This window comes from Salinibacterium sp. PAMC 21357 (assembly GCF_000247645.1).
In the GTDB taxonomy this organism is placed as follows: Bacteria; Actinomycetota; Actinomycetes; order Actinomycetales; family Microbacteriaceae; genus Rhodoglobus.
This window is the reverse complement of the sequence record NZ_AHWA01000004.1, coordinates 492057-512146: the sequence shown is the minus strand read 5'-3', so window position 1 is coordinate 512146 and position 20090 is coordinate 492057. Positions and strand designations below refer to the sequence as shown.

Annotated in this window: 18 protein-coding genes and 1 pseudogene; 9 read left to right on the top strand and 10 right to left on the bottom strand. The window is 59.7% G+C overall.

All coding sequences use genetic code 11. The features are described from left to right. Positions 1-10: 10 nt before the first annotated feature. Both ON14_RS05715 and ON14_RS05710 read left to right on the top strand, forming a co-directional pair. Complete coding sequence (locus ON14_RS05715) at positions 11-1267, top strand: ABC transporter substrate-binding protein (protein WP_010203765.1); 1257 nt, start codon at positions 11-13, stop codon at positions 1265-1267. A 171-nt stretch (positions 1268-1438) separates the two neighbouring features. Next, positions 1439-2716, top strand: coding sequence for an ABC transporter substrate-binding protein (locus ON14_RS05710; RefSeq protein ID WP_010203764.1), 1278 nt, complete (start codon positions 1439-1441; stop codon positions 2714-2716). Positions 2717-3129: 413 nt separating this feature from the next. Here ON14_RS05710 and ON14_RS05705 read toward each other — a convergent pair whose 3' ends face one another. From ON14_RS05705 to ON14_RS05690, 4 genes are read right to left on the bottom strand one after another with little or no spacing between them, the layout of a single operon-like run. Further along, positions 3130-3867, bottom strand: a complete 738-nt coding sequence (locus ON14_RS05705) for an ABC transporter ATP-binding protein (RefSeq protein ID WP_010203762.1) — start codon at positions 3865-3867, stop codon at positions 3130-3132. Next, positions 3864-4838, bottom strand: coding sequence for an ATP-binding cassette domain-containing protein (locus ON14_RS05700; protein WP_010203761.1), 975 nt, complete (start codon positions 4836-4838; stop codon positions 3864-3866). The genes ON14_RS05705 and ON14_RS05700 overlap by 4 nt, the downstream gene beginning before the upstream one ends. After that, positions 4828-5808: a branched-chain amino acid ABC transporter permease gene (locus ON14_RS05695; RefSeq protein ID WP_010203760.1), complete on the bottom strand. Its 981-nt coding sequence runs from the start codon at positions 5806-5808 to the stop codon at positions 4828-4830. The genes ON14_RS05700 and ON14_RS05695 overlap by 11 nt, the downstream gene beginning before the upstream one ends. A 9-nt stretch (positions 5809-5817) precedes the next feature. Then, positions 5818-7098: a branched-chain amino acid ABC transporter permease gene (locus ON14_RS05690; RefSeq protein ID WP_010203759.1), complete on the bottom strand. Its 1281-nt coding sequence runs from the start codon at positions 7096-7098 to the stop codon at positions 5818-5820. A gap of 279 nt (positions 7099-7377) precedes the next feature. Here ON14_RS05690 and guaB point away from each other — a divergent pair, with 279 nt between their 5' ends. Then, positions 7378-8880: an IMP dehydrogenase gene (guaB, locus tag ON14_RS05685; RefSeq protein ID WP_010203758.1), complete on the top strand. Its 1503-nt coding sequence runs from the start codon at positions 7378-7380 to the stop codon at positions 8878-8880. 91 nt (positions 8881-8971) lie between these two features. On the opposite strand, the gene ON14_RS05680 is transcribed toward guaB, so the two are convergent. The 3 genes from ON14_RS05680 to ON14_RS15135 are packed head-to-tail and all read right to left on the bottom strand — an operon-like array spanning position 8972 to position 11329. Further along, positions 8972-9790 (bottom strand): ABC transporter permease subunit, encoded by an 819-nt coding sequence (locus tag ON14_RS05680; RefSeq protein WP_010203757.1) that lies wholly within the window; start codon positions 9788-9790, stop codon positions 8972-8974. Continuing rightward, positions 9787-10701, bottom strand: coding sequence for an ABC transporter ATP-binding protein (locus tag ON14_RS05675; protein ID WP_010203756.1), 915 nt, complete (start codon positions 10699-10701; stop codon positions 9787-9789). The genes ON14_RS05680 and ON14_RS05675 overlap by 4 nt, the downstream gene beginning before the upstream one ends. Further along, entirely contained in the window at positions 10685-11329 is a 645-nt protein-coding gene (locus tag ON14_RS15135; RefSeq protein WP_010203755.1) for a TetR family transcriptional regulator, read from the bottom strand. Before ON14_RS15135 ends, ON14_RS05675 begins: the two co-directional genes overlap by 17 nt. Positions 11330-11452: 123 nt before the next feature. Between ON14_RS15135 and ON14_RS05665 the strand changes: the two genes are divergently transcribed. The 5 genes from ON14_RS05665 (at position 11453) to guaA (ending at position 17256) form a co-directional block, all read left to right on the top strand. Next, on the top strand, positions 11453-12574 hold the full coding sequence (locus ON14_RS05665; protein WP_010203754.1) for a GuaB3 family IMP dehydrogenase-related protein: 1122 nt from the start codon (positions 11453-11455) through the stop codon (positions 12572-12574). Between the two features lie 72 nt (positions 12575-12646). After that, positions 12647-14392 (top strand): glycerol-3-phosphate dehydrogenase/oxidase, encoded by a 1746-nt coding sequence (locus ON14_RS05660; protein ID WP_010203753.1) that lies wholly within the window; start codon positions 12647-12649, stop codon positions 14390-14392. Further along, the gene (locus tag ON14_RS05655) at positions 14389-15201 is read left to right on the top strand and encodes an SURF1 family protein (RefSeq protein WP_202800915.1); all 813 of its coding nucleotides are present in this window, start codon (positions 14389-14391) and stop codon (positions 15199-15201) included. The genes ON14_RS05660 and ON14_RS05655 overlap by 4 nt, the downstream gene beginning before the upstream one ends. A 4-nt stretch (positions 15202-15205) precedes the next feature. Continuing rightward, the gene (locus tag ON14_RS05650; protein ID WP_010203749.1) at positions 15206-15664 is read left to right on the top strand and encodes a DUF3817 domain-containing protein; all 459 of its coding nucleotides are present in this window, start codon (positions 15206-15208) and stop codon (positions 15662-15664) included. Beyond that, positions 15661-17256 carry a glutamine-hydrolyzing GMP synthase gene (gene guaA / locus ON14_RS05645; protein WP_010203747.1) on the top strand — a complete coding sequence of 532 codons (1596 nt, stop codon included), beginning with the start codon at positions 15661-15663 and terminating at the stop codon, positions 17254-17256. Before ON14_RS05650 ends, guaA begins: the two co-directional genes overlap by 4 nt. A gap of 78 nt (positions 17257-17334) precedes the next feature. On the opposite strand, the pseudogene ON14_RS05640 reads toward guaA, so the two are convergent. From ON14_RS05640 to ON14_RS05630, 3 genes and pseudogenes are all read right to left on the bottom strand, one after another. Continuing rightward, positions 17335-18137 (bottom strand): annotated as a pseudogene (locus ON14_RS05640) (Bax inhibitor-1/YccA family protein). A 48-nt stretch (positions 18138-18185) separates the two neighbouring features. After that, positions 18186-18725, bottom strand: coding sequence for a hypothetical protein (locus ON14_RS05635; RefSeq protein ID WP_010203745.1), 540 nt, complete (start codon positions 18723-18725; stop codon positions 18186-18188). Then, the gene (locus ON14_RS05630) at positions 18715-18930 is read right to left on the bottom strand and encodes a DUF4190 domain-containing protein (RefSeq protein ID WP_010203744.1); all 216 of its coding nucleotides are present in this window, start codon (positions 18928-18930) and stop codon (positions 18715-18717) included. Before ON14_RS05630 ends, ON14_RS05635 begins: the two co-directional genes overlap by 11 nt. A 150-nt stretch (positions 18931-19080) precedes the next feature. Between ON14_RS05630 and ON14_RS05625 the strand changes: the two genes are divergently transcribed. Continuing rightward, positions 19081-20082, top strand: coding sequence for a glycerophosphodiester phosphodiesterase family protein (locus ON14_RS05625; protein ID WP_010203743.1), 1002 nt, complete (start codon positions 19081-19083; stop codon positions 20080-20082). Positions 20083-20090: the final 8 nt, after the last annotated feature.

Genomic DNA, 20090 nt, shown 5'->3' with positions numbered 1-20090 from the left:
AACGACTGTGATGACATCCATACCCGTTGTATCACGTGTGTCGCTGCGAGCCCGGCGTGGGTTCTCGGCGGTCGCTGGCGTGCTCGCTGCGGTTCTTGTGTTGAGCGGCTGCTCGGCAGAAGAAGCTCCAGTTGAGGTCCCCGCCCCCAAAAATTTGACCCTCACCATTGGTGCCCTAGTGCCTCAGTCTGGTGCTCTTGAGCAGTTCGGGCCCGCAGTTTCTGCAGCCATCGCTCTTGCCGCTCAAGATGTGAACGACGCCAAAGTGAAGCTCACTGTGAACGTGGAGACGCGTGACTCGGGAGATTCCTCTGGCACTACGCCAGAAGATGCTGCGGATGAATTACTTGCGGCCAGCGCAACCGTAATCATCGGTGGACTCTCGAACGGTATCTCCAAGAAAGTGATCGACAAGATCACTGACGCTGGCGTGGTGCAAATTTCGCCGGCAAACGACTCTCCCGATTTCACCAATTACGACGACAGTAAGTTGTACTGGCGTACATCGCCCTCCTGTGCCTTAGAGGGCTCAGCGTTGGGAGCCGAGATGGCTGAACGCATCGACGGCTCGATTGCGATTCTTTCGGAAGACGTTCTTTGCGGTCCACTGCTGCCGCGTGCGGTAGGCGAAACGTTCCAGCGTGGTGGTGGCGAAGTCATTGTCGAGGAAGCCATCGACGCGGCCGCTACTGGCCTGGACGATCAGATCGCCGCGGCTATTGCTGCTGAACCGGATGCTGTCGCCATTCTCGGATCGACGCAGGCGGAGAAAATTGCCACGGCCTTCATCGCTGCTGGCTATACCGGGGATCAGCTTTTCTTTAGCGGGCTGTCATTGGGAGAACGTGGTGCAGGCTTTGCCGCAGGGAGTCTGACCGGATCGGTCGTCACGCAGCCCGGCCTCGACGTTTCGACGATCTCCGATTTCACCAATCGGCTATTAGAAATCAATCCGGATCTCAAAGATTTCAGCTACGCAGCTGAGAGCTACGACGCCGTGATTCTGGCAAGCCTCGCTGCATTGGCGGCTCAGAAGACTTCGGGCAAAGGAATCTCAAGCAAGTTGCAAGAAGTCTCTGGTGGCAGTGGCGATGGCGAAATCGCCACCACATTCGCGGATGCTGCCGAGATTATTCTTGCCGGCGGCGCCGTAGATTACGACGGTGTTTCGGGCCCGATAACCCTTAGTGACAATGGCGATCCTCAGGACGCCAACATCGGGATCTACCAGTACGGTAGCGACAACGTGTACACCCGAATTAACTGAGTAACATCTACGTTTCTGAAGAGTCTACGTACGGTAACGATTCTCAAGAGTGTTACAAGGCTGTAGTACAGACGTATTGTGCAGACGTCGCGAGTGGGCATAGCTTGACAGTGTGGTGACAACGCAGTGCCACATTTGATTCCTGAACACATTCGAAACGCAAGGAGCAACATGAGCGTATTCGCCAAGGCTACGGCCTCCCCATCACGGTCCAAGCGGACCTTGTTGAGCGGTCTCGCAATTGTCGGTGCAAGTGCACTGGTACTGGCTGGCTGTGCAACGTCCGAAGGAGACACCTCCACTGGTTCCGACGGTGGTGAGCTTTCTCTGAAGCTCGGAACGGCCCTCCCCGTAACCGGTAACCTCGCATTCCTCGGCCCGCCCGAGATCGCAGGAACTGAGTATGCAGCTGCTCAGGTGAACGAGGCAGACGCCGGCATCCAGATCGACCTGATTCAGGGCGACTCCGGTGACACCGACAACAAGGCATACGAGACTGAAATCCCTCGCCTGCTCGGTGAAGACGTTTCCGCAATTCTTGGTGCAGCATCCTCGGGTGTTTCACTTCAGTTCATTGACCAGGTTGTTGGCGCTGGCGTAATCCAGTTCTCGCCGGCAAACACCTCGGCCGCATTCACGACGTACGACGACAAGGGCCTGTACTTCCGTACCGCTCCTTCCGACGTGCTTCAGGGTGAGGTTCTCGGTAACCTGATCGCTGCTGACGGTCACGAGACTCTCGGCATGATCGTTCTCAACGACTCCTACGGAACCGGCCTTGCCAAGTTCACGCAGGAAGCATTCGAAGCAGCCGGTGGCGAAGTAGTTTCACAGCCCACCTACAACACCGGTGACACCACGTTCGATGCTCAGATTTCAGAAGTTCTTGCTGCTGACCCTGATGCCATCGCACTGATCACCTTCGAAGAAGTTTCGACCATGCTTCCGAGCATTGTCAGCAGCTTCCCGGCAGCGAACCTCTACTTCGTAGACGGTAACCTCGCCAACTTCGGTGACGAACTGGCTCCTGGAACCCTCACGGGCGCCAAGGGCACCCTGCCCGGCCTGAGCGTCGACACGATTGCTGACTTCACGTCGGCGGTCAACGACTTCTGGGTCGAGTCGGGACAGCCTGAGCTCGGTGAGTTCAGCTATGCAGCAGAGTCCTACGACTCGGTCATCTTGCTCGCTCTCGCATCGCTCGCAGCCGGTTCAACGGACCCTGCAGCAATCGCCGAGAAGCTTCAAGAAGTATCGGGTGGTTCAGGTAACGGCGAGAAGTGCACCACATTCGCTGACTGCGCAAAGATCATCAACGATGGCGGAACTGCTGACTACGATGGCATCTCTGGTCCGATCTCGTTCGACGAACTCGGTGACCCCACCGAGGCCAAGGTCGGAATCTACCAGTACGGTGAAGACAACACGTACAGCGCTTACAACGGCTAATAACCGCCAGTAACTGCTCAGTGAAAGACCCCAACCCGCTCGGGTTGGGGTCTTTTTCGCGCGCACTAGCTGCTTAGTTGCTAGAGCGATGCTTTCTGTGGCGATGCGCCTCATGGGCTCGGCACGGCCCTCCCGGCGCCGTGCCGAGGGTGCTAGTGCCGGAGTGCTTGCATCCTGAATCAGATTCAGCGATCACCGGAGGCGCCTAATGAATCTGAAACGGCGTCAGATTGCTCTGTAAGCGCGCCAAGGTGTGTTATCCGTAAAAGTGGATGGTTCGGTTCACAACGATCGCTCAGATCGCCGCCTAACCCCGCGCAGCGGTCTTGAGAGCCATGAGCACGACCCTGAAAACACAAACGGGCCCCGCTCAGACGAATCTGAGCGGGGCCCGTTGGGTAAAGCGAGTAGAGCTAGGTGCCGAGAGTACCGAGGTACAGCCCGATGACCTTAGGGTCATTCAGCAGCTCACGCCCGGTTCCCTCGTAGGCGTCGTGGCCCTGGTCGAGCACATAACCACGGTCACAGATCTGCAGGCAGCGACGTGCGTTCTGCTCAACCATGATCGTGGTGACGCCGGCCTTGTTGATCTCCGAGACACGGATGAACGCTTCGTCTTGCTTCACCGGGGATAAACCAGCGGATGGCTCGTCGAGAAGCAGCACGTGCGGATCCATCATGAGTGCCCGAGACATTGCTACCATCTGACGCTCTCCACCGGAGAGCGAACCCGCGCGCTGCTTCAGGCGCGACTTCAGCTCACCGAAGATGCTCGTCACGAACTCGAGGCGGTCGTCGTAGATCTTCGGGTTTTGGTACAACCCCATCTGCAGGTTTTCTTCAATGGTCAAGCTGGGGAACACGTTGTTGTTTTGTGGCACGAAGCCAACGCCGCGTGCCACGAGCTTGTTTGCCTTGAGCCCGGTGATGTCATCGCCATTGAGCGTGATCGAGCCGCCGCGCACCTGCACCTGACCAAAAATGGCCTTGAGCAGAGTCGACTTGCCCGCGCCGTTTGGCCCGATGATTCCAATGAGCTCACCCGGGTTAGCGACCAGATTGCAGTCGTTGAGGATGTCTACTCCGGGAAGGTAGCCCGCGGTGAGGTCCTTGACATGGACTACCGCATTCTCGGTGGGGATTGCGTTCACTTGCGGGGCTCCTTGCGCTTGGCGATCTTGGAGTCGAGGTCTTCTACTTCTGCCGCCAGATCGATCGCGGCCGTGTTGAGCTCACCTTCGATGCGGCCGGTAACAACACCGAGGTCCACATCTTGGTGCGAGCCCAGGTAGGCGTCGATGACGGCTTGATTCTTCATGACCTCCTCGGGTGGGCCTTCGGCCACTACCTGGCCTTCAGCCATCACGATCACCCAGTCGGCAATGTGGCGGACCATGTGCATGTCGTGCTCAACGAAGAGCACAGTCATGCCCTCATCCTTCAAGTCGAGGATGTGGTCAAGCAGAGACTGCGTCAGCGCCGGGTTGACACCAGCCATCGGCTCATCAAGCATGACCAAGGTTGGCTCGCTCATGAGGGCGCGAGCCATTTCGAGCAGCTTGCGCTGACCACCGGAGAGGCTGGCCGCGAAGTCAGACGACTTAGCGTCGAGCTTGAACTTCTTGAGCAGAACAATTGCACGCTCTTCGATCTCGGCTTCTTGCTTGCGCCAGAGGCTCGGGATCATGCCGCGGAAGATGTTCTCCCCGATCTGATCCTTTGCGCCCAGTTTCATGTTCTCGAGAACCGTCAAAAGCCCGAGAGCTTTTGTTAGCTGGAACGTGCGAACCTGACCGAGGCGAGCCACTTTGTGGGCACCCATCCCTGCGAGGGCGTGACCGTTGAACGTCCACTTGCCTTCGTCTGGCTTGTCGAACCCTGTCAGCAAATTGAAGAGCGTTGTCTTGCCGGCACCGTTAGGGCCGATCAACGCCGTGATCGCATTGCGGGGGATCTCCACGTGGTCAACGTTGACCGCGGTGAGGCCGCCGAAAGTTCGACGAATACCATCAGCGACGATGATCGGGTCGACCTTGGCAACTCCGGGAACAATGTCGCCCTTGTGGAGTCCTGTCGTTTTAGCGCGTTGCACCGGCGCAGCCGGGGTGTCGTTATTTGACAAAGGTCAGCTCCTTCTTATTGCCGAGGATGCCCTGCGGTCGATAGATCACGAGCAACATCAGCGCCACACCTACAAGGATGAAACGCACCGTCTGCGACTGCGTTGTGGTCATGAACGGCAGTAGACCGATGTTGACCATGGCAGGAAGCAGGTTGCTCAGCAGGGTTTGAACGCCCCAGAAGATCACGGACCCAATGATCGGTCCGAAGATCGTCGCGGCTCCACCGAGCAGCAGTGCGGTGTAAACGAAGAATGTCAGCGACGTCACATAGACACCGGGGTTCACCGACGCAGGGAGGGCGTAAATAATTCCTCCCATCGCACCGAATACACCACCGAGCATGAGCGACTGCAGCTTGTACGAGAACACATTCTTTCCGAGGGCGCGCACGGCATCCTCATCTTCACGGATTCCCTTAATGACGCGGCCCCACGGGCTGCGCATGACGGCCCAGAGAATGAGCGCTGCCAGAGCAAGGATCACAATTCCAAAAATGCGAACCCACCAGCCGTTGGCGTTGTAGACCCACGGGCCGAAGCCATAGGTGCCATCGGGGATCGGATTGAACGCACGGAAGCTCGCGTGATAACCACTGAGTCCATCGGCAGAACCGGTGTACTTGTCGAACGTTGTGGTCAGGAACAACAGACGCACAACTTCAGCGGCCGCAATCGTCACGATCGCCAGGTAGTCACCGCGTAAGCGCAGGGTAGGGATACCGAGGATAAGCGCGAAGATCAGCGAACCTCCAACACCGACGAGCATGCCGCCCCACCAGGGGAAACCGAAGGTGAGGATAGAGATCGCGTAGCCATAAGCACCGATCGCCATGAAAGCGGCCATACCCATGTTGAGCAAACCGGTGAAGCCGAAGTGCATAGCAAGACCGAGCGCCGCGAGAGCGTATCCGATCGTTGCGGGTGCAATCAGCGATGATCCGGTGTTGGAGAGAATTTGTATCAAATCCATGAGCGGCCCCTAACCTATTCTCTCAGAGCGACCGAGGATGCCCTGCGGTCTGAACAACAAGATGACAATGAGCACAACAAGCGCGCCCACATACTTCAGGTCGGATGGAATGAAGAGGCTAGACGTCTCTACGAGAATTCCGACGATGATCGAACCGACCAAGGCGCCGAAGGCTGTGCCCAAGCCACCCAAGGTGACGGCGGCGAACACGAGAAGCAGAATCTGTGCTCCCATATCCCAGCGAATACCGGGGCGGAAGTAAGCCCACAAGACGCCGGCCAGACCGGCCATCGCTGCAGCGAGAATCCAGACAACCCGAACAACTTGGTCGACGTCGATACCGGATGCTGCAGCCAACGACGGGTTGTCGGAGACTGCACGAGTCGCCTTACCAATCTTGGTTTTCACAAGCCACCAGGCGAAGATCACGATGACGACGATGCTCACGACCATGCTGATCATGTTGGTTTGGCTCAGCGACACCGATCCGAAGAGAGGGATGTCGGGGGAGTCGGAGCCGGGCAGTTGCTCGGTTCCGCCACCGCGGAAGTACTGGAAGGTATAGCGAAGCGCCAGCGACAGACCGATCGAGACGATCATGAGCTGAACGATTCCCACCCCCTTCTTGCGCAGGGGTCTCCAGAGGGCGGCGTCGAGTGACCAGCCGAAGCCGGCGCTGAGGAGTACGGCAATCGGGATCGCAATCCAGACCGGCCAACCAAGGTCGACCGACACAATCAGGGCCATCACCGCACCAAAGGTAACCATCTCGGCGTGCGCGAAGTTGGAGAGTCCCGTTGTTCCGTAGACGAGCGAGATGCCGATGGCAGCGAGTCCGAGCATGAGCCCGAAGTTGACGCCGTTGACGAGACGCTCGACGAGTTGGTCGAAGAAGCTGGTGACATTTCGTTCACCGCGACCGATGAAAAAGTTCATCACCGTTGAGCCACTTGGCCCGATCATCGCTTCTTTGACGTTAGGAGTGTCGTCTGCGCCGGTCTCGTCGATCACTGCGATGCCGTCGGGCAGCGTCGACTCGTCTAGTGTGACGCTGAACTCGTCACCGTCGGGAACTCCGACCTTCCATTGACCTTCAGCATCCGTTTCAACTTCAACGTCGTAGCCGCCACCAGAGATGGTGAGGAGTACGCCCTCGAGAGGCACGCTCTCGAGCTTGACGTTTCCGATGATGCTGTTGTCGTACTTGTCGACGTTCACTTCGTCGGCCATGGCAGGCATGGACATGAGAGAGAACGCGGCGGAAAGAGTGACGATGAGTGCTACAAGCACTCCTCGTCTATTTTTCCGTCGCGTGCGGCGATATTCCGCTGTGTTCACAGGACCTCCAGAAAGGGACCCAGCGGGAATCGAGAATCCCGCGGGTTCTGATGTGTCGACGGCATTGACGACACCGGCCGATTGGCTCCGACATACAACTGCTAGTCGGGTACAAAGCGGTGAAGCTATTATGCGGGGGAATGTTCTGGCATGAAACCCGTTAATATTGATTGGCCGCGGATTTAACACAAGATCGCCGGTTTCACGCTCCTGGTGCAAGGAAGATTTAACATGGAACAGCCTGACCCATTCGGCTTCGTCGGACTCACGTACGACGATGTGATGCTTTTGCCCGGTCATACTGATGTGATTCCGAGCGATGCTGACACCAGTTCACGTCTAACCCGCAGAATTCGGCTATCTTCGCCCCTCATTTCGTCGGCAATGGACACTGTCACCGAGGCCCGTATGGCGATCGCGATGGCCCGAAATGGCGGTCTTGGGGTGCTTCACCGCAACCTTTCGATCGACGATCAGGCGGCCTATGTTGACAAGGTCAAACGCAGCGAATCCGGCATGATTACCAATCCGGTAACAACTACGCAACAGACCACTTTGGCCGAGGTCGATGCCCTGTGCGCCCAATTCCGAATCTCCGGTGTTCCGGTCATTGACGACGACGGAACGCTCGTCGGAATCGTCACCAACCGCGATATGCGGTTCGTCGAGCCAGAAGAGATGGACTCGATCCTCGTGCGGGACGTCATGACGGCTATGCCTCTGATCACCGGGCACGTAGGAATCGATAGAGAGGGAGCAATCGCCCTTCTTGACAAGCACAAAATCGAAAAGCTGCCGCTTGTCGATGACCGCGGAGTTCTCACCGGGCTCATCACCGTCAAAGACTTCGAAAAGACCGATCAGTATCCGAACGCCACGAAGGACGACGAAGGTCGTCTGCGCGTTGGTGCGGCCATCGGATTCTTTGGCGATGCGTGGGAGCGCGCAGAACGCTTGCGTGACGCCGGCGTCGACGTCATTGTCGTTGACACCGCAAACGGTGACTCTGCTGGCGTGATTGACATCATCCGTCGTATGAAGTCCGATCCCTCGTTTGACGCAATCGACATCATCGGCGGAAACGTTGCGACCCGCTCCGGTGCACAAGCGCTCATCGACGCGGGGGTAGACGCCGTCAAGGTCGGCGTCGGGCCTGGATCGATCTGCACCACCCGCGTCGTAGCCGGCGTCGGAGTGCCTCAGGTCACCGCCGTCTATGAAGCATCGCTTGCTGCTCGCGAAGCCGGCATCCCCGTGATCGCTGATGGCGGGCTCCAGTTTTCGGGTGACATCGCGAAGGCGTTGGTTGCCGGCGCAGAGACCGTCATGCTCGGCTCGCTGCTTGCCGGAACAGACGAAAGCCCCGGCGATCTCATCTTCCTCAACGGCAAGCAGTTCAAGACCTACCGGGGAATGGGCTCTCTTGGTGCGATGCAAACTCGCGGCAAGAAGACCTCATACTCGCGTGACCGCTACTTCCAGGCCGATGTTCCCTCGGATGACCAATTGATCCCCGAAGGTATCGAAGGCCAGGTTCCCTACCGCGGACCCGTTTCCACAGTGATGTACCAGTTGCTCGGTGGCCTGCGTCAATCGATGTTCTACACCGGCGCACGCACCATTCAGGAGCTGCAGCAGAAGGGCAAGTTTGTGCGGATCACCGCCGCAGGCTTGAAGGAATCGCATCCCCACGACATCCAGATGGTCGTTGAGGCACCGAACTACCGTCGCTAGAAAACAAGCGAGCTAAAACACAGAAGGCCTGCTGGAGCAATTGCTTCCCGCAGGCCTTCTGCGTTGGGGCGCGGGTGCCGTGCGTGTTCCGCTAGGCGGACACGTCGCGACGGTTGAAGACGAATCCTCCGAGCACGAGCACGACGGCAGAAATTCCGAAGATGAGCCCGAGGGAACCCCAGTCGGCGCCCTCACTCAACGGAGAATTGCCGAACGCCCAGTAGTAGGGCGAGAGGTTGTGGAGCCAGTCAACATCGGCACTCTGGTTGCCGAGCGAGTTGAGGATGTACCCGAGCAAGGAGATTCCGGCTGCGGCGGCAGAGGCAAAACTGCGACGACCGGTGATGGCACCGATCGCGAGCCCGAAGCTGGCCGCGAGCACTCCCAAACCGAAGAGCGCCACGCATCCGCCAATTACATGGGCAGGCTCAAGGTCGATCCCGGAGGAATCGTTGAGCGCGAGAATCAACAGCGCCGAAACGACGCTCAACCACAGCAGGCGCAGGACTACTCCGAAGCTTCGCTCCGCCATGATCTGCACGCGGGAAACCCCGTGGGCGAGCGTCAGTTCGAGCGAACCAGACTCTTCATCGCCCGCGATCGCCGCCGAGCTCCACAGGGTGGCCGCAATAGTGAAGAGCACGAACCCGATCAGGCCAAGGTACGTGGCCTGCACGTAGCCAGCGCCGCTGGCGAGATCTTGGAAGCCAAGAGTGCTGGCAAGTCCATCCGGCAGTGAGCCAATGATGTCTTCGAAGCCGGCGTTGTCGCCCGAGAAGGAGGAATACAGGGGGACGTAGAGAAGAATCGCTCCCGCGACGCCGGCAGTCCAGCCGAGTAGCCCTCGCCACGAGTCGGCGAGGTTACGACGCGTGAGCGGCAAAATACTGCGGGTCATTGTCTGGCTCATTTGTTTGCCTCATTCGAGTAGAGGTCGATAACCGACGATTCGAGATCTTGCTCTTCAACGCGAAGGTCGACCACGTGGAAGGGGGCAATCGCCTTGACGAGGGCATCGATGTGTCCCTCGACCGTGCCGGTGACCTGAATCACCTCGCCATCAGCGACGGTGAGGTTGTCGAGTTGCGGTAGCGCAAGCAAGGCGGTGCGGATGTCGTCGGCTGCGGCATCCGTGAAGTCAATAACGACTCGGCGAACGGCGCTCGCGCGCAGGCTGGCGACGTCACCGACTTTCACTACGGTGCCGTTACGCAGCACCGCAACCTGATCGGCAGCGTTCTGGATTTCGCTCAAGACGTGAGAGCTGAGGAACACCGTCTGGCCATTGTGTTGAGCTTCGCGCACCATCGAGAGGAACTCTTGCTGCACGAGAGGATCGAGACCGCTCGTCGGTTCGTCGAGCACGAGCAGCTTGGGCTCATGCATGAACGCCTGCACGAGGCCGAGCTTCTGTTTGTTGCCTTTGGAAAGGGTGCGCACGTGGCGGGTGAGGTCGAGTCCCAACCGCTCAGCGAGCGCGTCGATGCGGCCGGGCGCTACAGGGCCGCTGATTTCGGCGTAGTGCTTGAGCAGCGAGCGGCCAGTGACGCGGCCCTCGAGGAGTAGTTCGCCCGGCAGGAATCCGATGTCCCGGCGCAGTGCAGCACCGCCGGTGATGGGGGACTGGCCGAGCACGGTGGCACTGCCCGAGGTGGGGCGAATGATGTCGAGCAGTAGCCGCATCGCGGTCGTCTTGCCGGCACCATTAGGGCCGATCATGCCGAACACGCTGCCGGTTTCCACGACGAGATCCACGCCGTCGAGGGCAGTGTTTTTGCCGTAACGCTTGGTCAGCGCCTGAGTTTCAATGGCGTAAGTCATGGGTGGGGCCGGAGCCTGGTCCTTCCTGGGAGGGAATCGTTGAGGGGGTGTAGATGCCGTGGGAATAGAGCTCGAGGGCGGCATTGCCCATGCGGCTGAGGCTGTCGAGGCTGAGTTGGTTGCTGCCGAGACTGCGGGCGATGTGGCTTTGCAGAGTGAGGGTCGACAGGCTGTGGGCAACGAGGAGCACGGCGCGCGCGTGCTCGTCGGCGCTGGGCGTGATGGCTCCGCTCGCCACTCCGTCAGCGAGCATGGTGTGGGACATGGCGACGAGGCGGTCGAACAGGTCTGCCCCGGCAACTGAGTCGTCGGTGAAGAGGCGGCCAAGGTAGATAAGCCAGGGCTCGAAGGTGGGCAGATCGGCGTACCACTCGCTCACTGCCGCGCTCACGTCGCCTTCGCCCATCCCGACTTTGCGGTGGGTGACCTCGGTGATGATGAAATCGTCACACGCGACCTTGAGCTCGCGCATGCTTCCAAAGTGGTGGATGACAAGGCCAGCACTCACTCCGGCTTCGGTCGCGACACCACGGGCGCTCGTCGCGGCAAACCCGTTCCGCCCGATGAGCCGAATTGCGGCGTCGCGGATGCGAGCTTTGGTGGTGGAGTCATCCGATCTTGAACGCATGTTTAATAAACTAAACGGTTGTTCAATACCTGTCAATAGAGTCGACTGCAGTTCAGCGAGGCGAAAGTGGCCACCCGCGCACGGCACGGGCACGGCTAATCTCTGGCCGGGTAGTCTTGACGGGTGAATGATTTCGAGATTGGCCGCGCCAAGCGCGCTCGCCGCGTCTACTCCTTTGATGACATCGCTATTGTGCCGTCGCGCCGTACGCGTGACCCTCGTAATGTGTCGGTGAATTGGACGATCGACGCCTACACCTTCGACATCCCCGTAATTGCCGCCCCCATGGACTCCGTGGTGTCACCGGCAACGGCCATCGCGATGGGCAAGCTCGGCGGCCTCGGTGTGCTTGACCTTGAAGGTCTCTGGACACGGTATGAGCACCCTGAACCTGTACTCGCCGAAATTCGCTCGCTGCCCGCCGACCAGGCGACCGCACGGATGCAGCAACTGTACGCGGAGCCCATCAAACCCGAGCTCGTTACTCAGCGCCTCGCCGAGATCCGCGAAGCTGGAGTGCCTGTTGCTGGTGCCCTGAGCCCGCAGCGTACTCAAGAGCTGTACCAAACAGTGGTGGATGCCGGAGTCGACCTGTTCGTCATCCGTGGCACAACCGTGAGTGCTGAGCACGTCTCCAAGACGAGCGAACCCCTCAACCTCAAGGAGTTCATCTACGAACTCGACGTTCCCGTGATCGTGGGAGGCGCCGCCACCTACACGGCAGCGCTGCACCTCATGCGCACCGGCGCGGCCGGCGTGCTCGTCGGCTTCGGCGGCGGAGCGTCAAGTACCACTCGCACTGCCCTCGGCATCCACGCTCCGATGGCAACAGCAGTTGCCGACGTTGCTGGCGCTCGCCGTGATTATATGGACGAGTCGGGTGGCCGCTACGTGCACGTTATCGCCGATGGCGGTCTCGGCACGAGCGGTGACATTGTCAAGGCCATCGCGGTCGGTGCCGACGCGGTAATGCTGGGCAGCGCTCTCGCGCGCGCCACCGAAGCTCCCGGTGGCGGCTACCACTGGGGTCAAGAGGCGCACCACTTGGAGCTTCCTCGCGGAAACCGTGTTGAGGTTGGCCAGCTTGCTCCGCTCGCTGAGATTCTCAACGGGCCATCGTCGCACCCCAACGGCCAGTCGAACCTCATTGGTGCGCTCCGTCGCTCAATGGCAACGACCGGTTACTCCGACTTGAAAGAGTTCCAACGCGTCGACGTTGTCGTCGCTCCCTACAACACGCTGTAGCTGACGCACAGGGCAGCTCTCCGGTGAAGTAACTCACAGGGAGAGATCAGCGGCACGCTGGAGGATTTGTTCATGGCAAAGTCTCAATCGAAACCGCAAGCCCCATCACTGTCTCAGGCAGCAGCGTTGAGCGCTGAACAACGCAGCGCAGCGATTGCGGCGCTGCGAGAAACGGAGCTCGACATTCTCGTCATTGGTGGCGGCATTGTCGGCACCGGTAGCGCATTGGATGCCGTTACCCGTGGCCTCACCGTGGGAATGGTTGAGGCGCGGGACTGGGCCTCTGGCACCTCGAGCCGGTCGTCCAAGTTGGTGCATGGCGGCATCCGCTATCTCGAACAACTCGATTTTCGGTTGGTTCGGGAAGCTCTCAAGGAGCGCGGTCTGCTGTTGCAGCGCCTCGCACCTCATCTCGTGCGGCCGGTGCGGTTCCTTTATCCCGTAACGAAACCGATTGTTGAACGCCTATATATCGGTGCGGGAATGTTGCTCTATGACCTCCTCAGTTACACGGGAGGTCGCCCTCCGGGAGTGCCGCATCACCGACATTTGACCCGTGGCCAAATGTTGCGTGCCGCCCCAAGCTTGCGTGCCGACGCCTTCCGCGGAGGGCTTACCTACTATGACGCTCAAGTGGATGACGCGCGGTATGTCTCGACGTTGGCGCGCACGGCGAGCTTCTATGGCGCCCATGTGGCAAGCCGAGTTCGAGTAGAAGATTTCGTGAAGGTCGGTGAGCGTGTTGTCGGAGTGATGGCTCACGATCTCGAGACCGGCGAGCGGTTCGAGATTCGCGCGAAACAAGTCGTCAATGCAACGGGCGTCTGGACCGACGATACGCAGGCGATGGTGGGGGAGCGCGGTCAATTCAAGGTGCGGGCGTCTAAGGGCGTGCATCTCGTTGTTCCGCGCGATCGTTTTCAATCGAAACTAGGGCTTCTGCTCCGCACCGAAAAAAGTGTTCTGTTCGTCATCCCGTGGGGCCGCCACTGGCTGATTGGCACTACGGATACGGATTGGGATCTCGATAAAGCTCACCCGGCTGCTACGGCCGCCGACATCGACTATCTCCTCAAACATGTCAATAAAGTGCTGGCCGTGCCACTGACTCGCGACGATGTTGAAGGCGTTTACGCTGGCCTGCGGCCGCTGCTTGCCGGCGAGTCCGACCTCACCTCTAAGCTCAGCCGCGAACACATCGTCACCCATAGCGTTCCGGGCCTTGTGGTCGTTGCGGGAGGCAAATGGACGACTTATCGCATCATGGCAAAGGACGCGGTGGATGCCGCGGTCGATGCTCTCGACGGCAAGATTCCCGCGAGCATTACCGAAGAGGTAGCGCTCCTCGGCGCCGAAGGCTACCGTGCAGCGTGGAACAAACGAACCGTCCTCGCTCGCACCTACGGAGTGCACAAATCGCGAGTCGAACACCTCTTGAACCGCTACGGAGTCCTGGCGTCAGAAGTCCTCGAACTGGTGCGCCACAATCCTGCCCTCGCCGAGGCTCTGCCCGGCGCGGACGACTACATTGCGGCCGAAATTGTCTACGCCACGAGTCATGAGGGTGCCATGCACCTCGATGATGTACTGGCACGTCGCACTCGTATATCGATAGAGGCATGGGATCGTGGCGTCTCTGCGGCTCCCGTTGCTGCGGCGCTCATGGCTGGTGTTCTCGGGTGGGATGACGTTCGCGCCGCCACCGAGGTTGAGCGCTATTTGCAACGAGTTGACGCTGAGATCTCCAGCCAACTGCAGCCCGATGATGAGTCCGCTGACAGGGTGCGGCTCGAAGCACCAGATATCGTTAGCGGGTGAGTAAGCCCGTTTCCCTGCCCCCGGCACCTGCCGATTCCGCTCCTTCTCCCGCAACGATGTGGGAAATCGCGCGCCGGCCGCGCTGGATCGGCGCCCTCATTCTGTCTCTCACCATCGCCGCGAGCTTTGCGGCTCTGGGTCAGTGGCAGTTGAGTCGGAGCCTAGAGGGCGGTGAGATCACCGAACAGCAGAGCGAGACGATTGTTCAGCTTGACTCGGTTGCGAGCGCTCAAGAGCCTCTCGCGTCGGCGACAACCGGCCAATCGGTGCGGTTTGAGGCTGAGTTGATTTCGGACGACTACGTTGTGCTTTCCGATCGAAGGAACACCGGCGGCATGGGCTACTGGGTCGTCGGTCACGGCGTTGAGCCGAGCGGTGCAAGCATCGCCATTGCTCTCGGGTGGGCCTCGTCAATGGATGCTGCAGCATCCGCAATAGCCGAACTCGAAGCCTCGCCAGCGACGTTGACCTTCACCGGTCGGCTACTGCCGACGGAATCACCGCAACAGTCAGACTTCGAGATGGGATCGCGGAGTGCTCTGGCAGTATCCGAGCTCATCAATATCTGGCAGGACGTGCCCGCCGGAACCTACGGTGGCTACGTCGTGAGCTTTGAGGCGCCGGCCGGACTCGACGCGATCGACTCTCCACCGCCATCAACTGAGGTTTCGCTCAATCTGCTCAATGTCTTTTACGCCGTCGAGTGGGTTGTGTTCGCTGGCTTCGCCGTCTTCCTCTGGTATCGCTTGGTGCGAGACGTGTGGGAAGAGGATCGCGAAGAGCGCGAGCCCGACGCGGCCGTAGACTAGAGCTATGGCTCTCGGACCCCGGCTTTCTGATTTTCCGCGCATTCGTCGCACCCTGTCGTTCTACAAGGTGTCGTCGATCATCACCGGCGGTTTTCTGCTCGTGCTCTGCCTCATGATGGTGTTCCGTTATGGACTCGGTGGCGACATTGAGCTGAATGGCCCGGCAGGGTTCGTCACGTTGACGCCGAAAGAGCTCGTGCAGGGCATCAACGTGTCGACGATCATCCTTATCGTGCACGGCTGGCTCTACGTGTTCTACGTGGCAGCCGACTTCGTGCTCTGGCGCCTAGCGCGCTTCTCGTTCTTGCGGTTCTTGTACATCGCCCTCGGTGGTGTCATCCCGTTGCTGTCGTTCTTCCTTGAGCGTCAGGTCCCTCGTTTCGTCAACGCGAAACTTGACCGTATTGAATCCGCTGCAGCTGCGAAAGCGGCCGGCGCTGACTCCGCAAAGGCTTCCGTATGACCGACTCTTCGGCCACATCCGCAGACACCAACGCTCGCCCCGTTCTCGTCGTCGACTTTGGCGCCCAGTACGCGCAACTGATCGCGCGCCGCGTTCGCGAAGCTAACGTGTACAGCGAGATTGTTCCGCACACCATCACCGCAGCAGAAATCGCGGCGAAGAACCCGGCCGGTATCGTGCTGAGTGGTGGCCCCTCGAGCGTCTACGAGCCTGGCTCGCCCGACCTTGACCCCGGCATCCTCAAGCTCGGCGTTCCCGTCTTGGGCATTTGTTACGGCTTCCAGGTGATGGCCCGCCAGCTCGGCGGCACCGTTGCTAAAACGGGACTGCGCGAGTATGGCGCCACCGACATGACCGTTCAGGGCGATGGCGGTTCGCTGCTTGGCGAACAGCCAAACAAGCAGACGGTGTGGATGAGCCACGGCGACGCCGTAACCGAAGCCCCCGAAGGCTTTGACGTTTTGGCCAGCAGCGAGGCAACTCCGGTTGCCGCGTTCGCCAGCAAGGAACGCGGTCTCTACGGCGTGCAATGGCACCCCGAAGTGAAGCACACCGAGTTCGGCCAGACGGTTCTCGAGAACTTCTTGCACGATGCTGCTGGTATTCCTGCCGACTGGAACAGTGGCAACGTCATCACCGAACAGGTTGCCCGCATTCGCGAGCAGGTCGGATCCGCTCGCGTGATCTGTGGTCTCTCTGGTGGAGTCGACTCCGCTGTAGCGGCCGCTATCGTTCACAAGGCCGTCGGCGATCAGCTTGTCTGCATCTTCGTTGACCACGGTCTGCTGCGTCAGGATGAGCGTCGCCAGGTCGAAGAAGACTATGTTGCCTCGACCGGTGTGCGTCTCGTCACCGTCGATGCTGTCGATCAGTTCATGGATGCTCTCGCCGGAGTCACCGACCCCGAGACCAAGCGCAAGATCATTGGCCGCGAATTCATCCGTAGCTTCGAAAATGCCGCCGAAGCTCTCGTGCTCGAGACGCAGGGCAGCGAAGACACCGTCAAGTTCCTCGTTCAAGGAACGCTGTACCCGGATGTCGTCGAAAGTGGCGGAGGAACCGGCACCGCGAACATCAAGAGTCACCACAACGTCGGTGGGCTTCCCGAAGACTTGCAGTTCGCTCTCGTTGAGCCGCTGCGCACTCTGTTCAAGGACGAAGTGCGCGCGATCGGTCGCGAGCTGGGACTGCCGGAGGTCATTGTTGGCCGCCAGCCGTTCCCTGGCCCCGGCCTCGGCATCCGCATCATCGGTGAAGTCACTCACGATCGTCTCGAACTGCTGCGCAAGGCGGATGCGATTGCTCGCGCCGAACTCACCGCAGCAGGCCTCGACGACACCATCTGGCAGTGCCCCGTCGTACTTCTCGCCGATGTGCGTTCAGTCGGCGTTCAGGGCGATGGCCGCACTTACGGTCACCCGATCGTGTTGCGCCCTGTGTCATCCGAGGATGCCATGACGGCCGACTGGACACGCCTGCCGTACGACGTGCTCGCAAAGATCTCTAACCGCATCACCAACGAGGTGGATGGGGTAAACCGCGTAGTTCTCGACGTTACGTCGAAGCCACCGGGAACGATTGAGTGGGAATAACCCGCTAACGAGAAAGCCCCCGCCGCTCGGCAATTGCCGGAGTGACGGGGGCTTTCTGCATGGGCAGAACGGGGCTAGCTAGTCGCGCAAGATTGCGAAGAAGCGCAGCATTTCGAGGTACAGCCACACGACGGTGACCATGATGCCGAAGGTGCCTTTCCAACCGAATACACGGGGTGCACCGTTGGCGACACCCTTCTGGATGAAGTCGAAGTCGAGCACTAGTGAGTACGCCGCCATGATGATGACGAGCACACCGAGAACAGCCCCGAACGGAATTCCGAGGAACGGAATCTCAGCACTGCGGAGGCCAAACGCATCGTCGGTCGCACCGGTGAGCATCATGACCATGTTCACGAGGGCGAAGACCATATAGCCGACCATGGCGATCAAAAAGACCTTGGTGGCCTTTTTCGAGGCGCGAATCTTGCCGCTCGCGAAGAGGGCGAGCGTGACGCCGACAACAACGAGGGTCGCAATGACGGCCTGAGTGACGACTCCGCCGTAGGCGTTCTCGTAGAAACGCGAGATGCCACCGACGAAGACACCTTCGACTGCCGAGTAAGCGAGGACGAGGGCGCCAGAAGGCTGCTTCTGAAGATGTTGACGAGGGCGAGAACAAAGCCAACGAGCCCGGCACCGATCCACAAGAGCGGCATGTCGGCGATCCAGCCAATTGCGGCGCCAACGAGCAGCAGGGCGAACGCGCCAACAGTCTTGGCAATCGTGTCTTCGACGGTCATTACGTCATTGGAGGCGGGAGCCGACTCCTGGTTGTACATGTCGTTGAGCTGCTGGTTGGAGACCTGGTTCGCTACGGCGATTCCGCCGCGCGAGCTGAAAGCAGCGTCGCGGGAGAAAGCGGGGTTATTGAGTGCCATGATTCCTCTGGTTGGTGTGGCGTCGGGATGTAGAGACGTGAGACAAAACTACCGGAGTTCGCTGGGAAATGCCGCGATTGAGCGTCGCGAAACTGCGCTGTGAGCGATCGCTCGTGCGAGCCAGGCGGCGGCAATCACCACAACGGCTGAGATGGCGAGAGCTTGGGGCATCGACGAATACTCCTGGAAGAATCGAGGAAGGATGATGCCGTTGGCAATAGGCAATGCGAGTGCGACATAGGAGATGAGCGGTCGGTGCCGCACAATCAGCCAACACAGCAAGGGAACGGTGAGCGTCCACATCGACATGGGGCCGGTGAGCATGATCCAGATCTGGCTAATGGTTGGCAGCACCACGATCATCCGTCGCCAACCCCGGGCCGGCATGATGGACCAGCCCACGGCCGTTGACGTTGTGCCAATGAGCAGGATGATCAACGTGTAGTTATTGGCACCCTGAAGGTGCATGGCGCCCGCGATTATCAAGACGAGACCGACGAAGTATCGATCGTTGTAGCGCCCCCACTTGAGAGGCAGGCGTCGCGTTGGCTCCCAGAGCCGTGCGGACGCTGAGGTGCTACTGGCCATTAGTGAGCAGCGAGTACAACACGATGCCCCACACGACGAGCCAGATATAGCCGAGCACCGTAGAGATGCGAGCGATCAGCAGCCCCCGCTCGCCGGTCTCCTTGATCTGCCGCATCGCGACGTGGCCAAAGATAAGCGCCGGAGCCCCACCGATCGCCGCCAAGATGAGCGCGAGGATGGCTACCGGATTCGTTCGCGGCGTCACTAACGGGGCAGGGCGCGATGCATCAGCCGAGGTGGGTTCACCGCAATAGACGCAGAATTTCCACTTCGGCTGCACTGGTGCAGAGCACGACGCGCATTCGGGCATAACTAAATATTAGTCGCAGCCGCACTTCGGCATATTCTTGACTCAATGAGCACCACCATTCGCCCGCTTGTGATCGGGCACCGCGGAGCCAGTGGCTACCGCCCAGAGCACACCAGAGCCGCCTACGACCTCGCTTTTACCCTGGGGGCGGATGCCGTGGAACCCGACATCGTTGCCACGCGAGATGGGGTATTGGTGTTGCGCCACGAGAACGAAATCTCGGGCACAACTAACGTTGCCGATCATCCGGAGTTTGCCAACCGCCGAACATCGAAGACGATCGACGGCACCGCAATGACGGGGTGGTTCACCGAAGACTTCACCTGGGCTGAGCTGGCAACACTGCGCGCCCGCGAACGATTGCCAGAGGTGCGCAGCGCCAATGTCGCCTTCAATGATGCTGAACCGATATTGAGACTGCGCGATCTGCTCGCCATAGTGGACGAGCATCCGGAGGCGCAGCGGCGCTCCCTGCGAATCGTCGCGGAGATCAAGCACGCGAGCTACTTTGAGTCGATCGGTTTGCCGCTCGACGAACTCTTTGCTCGAGAGATGAGCGGCTGGGCGACAGCAGACAACCTGATCATCGAATCCTTTGAACAGAGTGTTTTGCACCGCATCCGGGATCGAGGCATTCCTGGCAAGTTGGTGTTCTTGCTCGAAAGTAGCGGAACACCATCAGACTTGGTTGCCCGTTTTGGGGCGCGCGCTCGAAGCTATGCGGAACATTTGACCGCCGACGGGCTCGCTCAGCTTGCGCGCGAAGTAGACGGAATCAGCGTCGACAAGAAAATGCTGATGTCGAAAGATCTCGCCGGCAACCTCACCGGAACGAATGACCTGGTCGCCCGGGCGCACGCGGCCGGGCTGCTCGTGTTTTGCTGGACGCTGCGCGCCGAGAACCGTTTCTTGCCGAAAAACTTGCGGTCGAGTAAGCAACCCGCACAGTTCGGCGACTGGTTGGGCGAATTTCGCACGATCATGGATTCCGGCCTCGACGGAGTATTTGCCGACCAACCCGACCTCGCCGTCAGCGCGCGCGGGTAGAGTCGAGG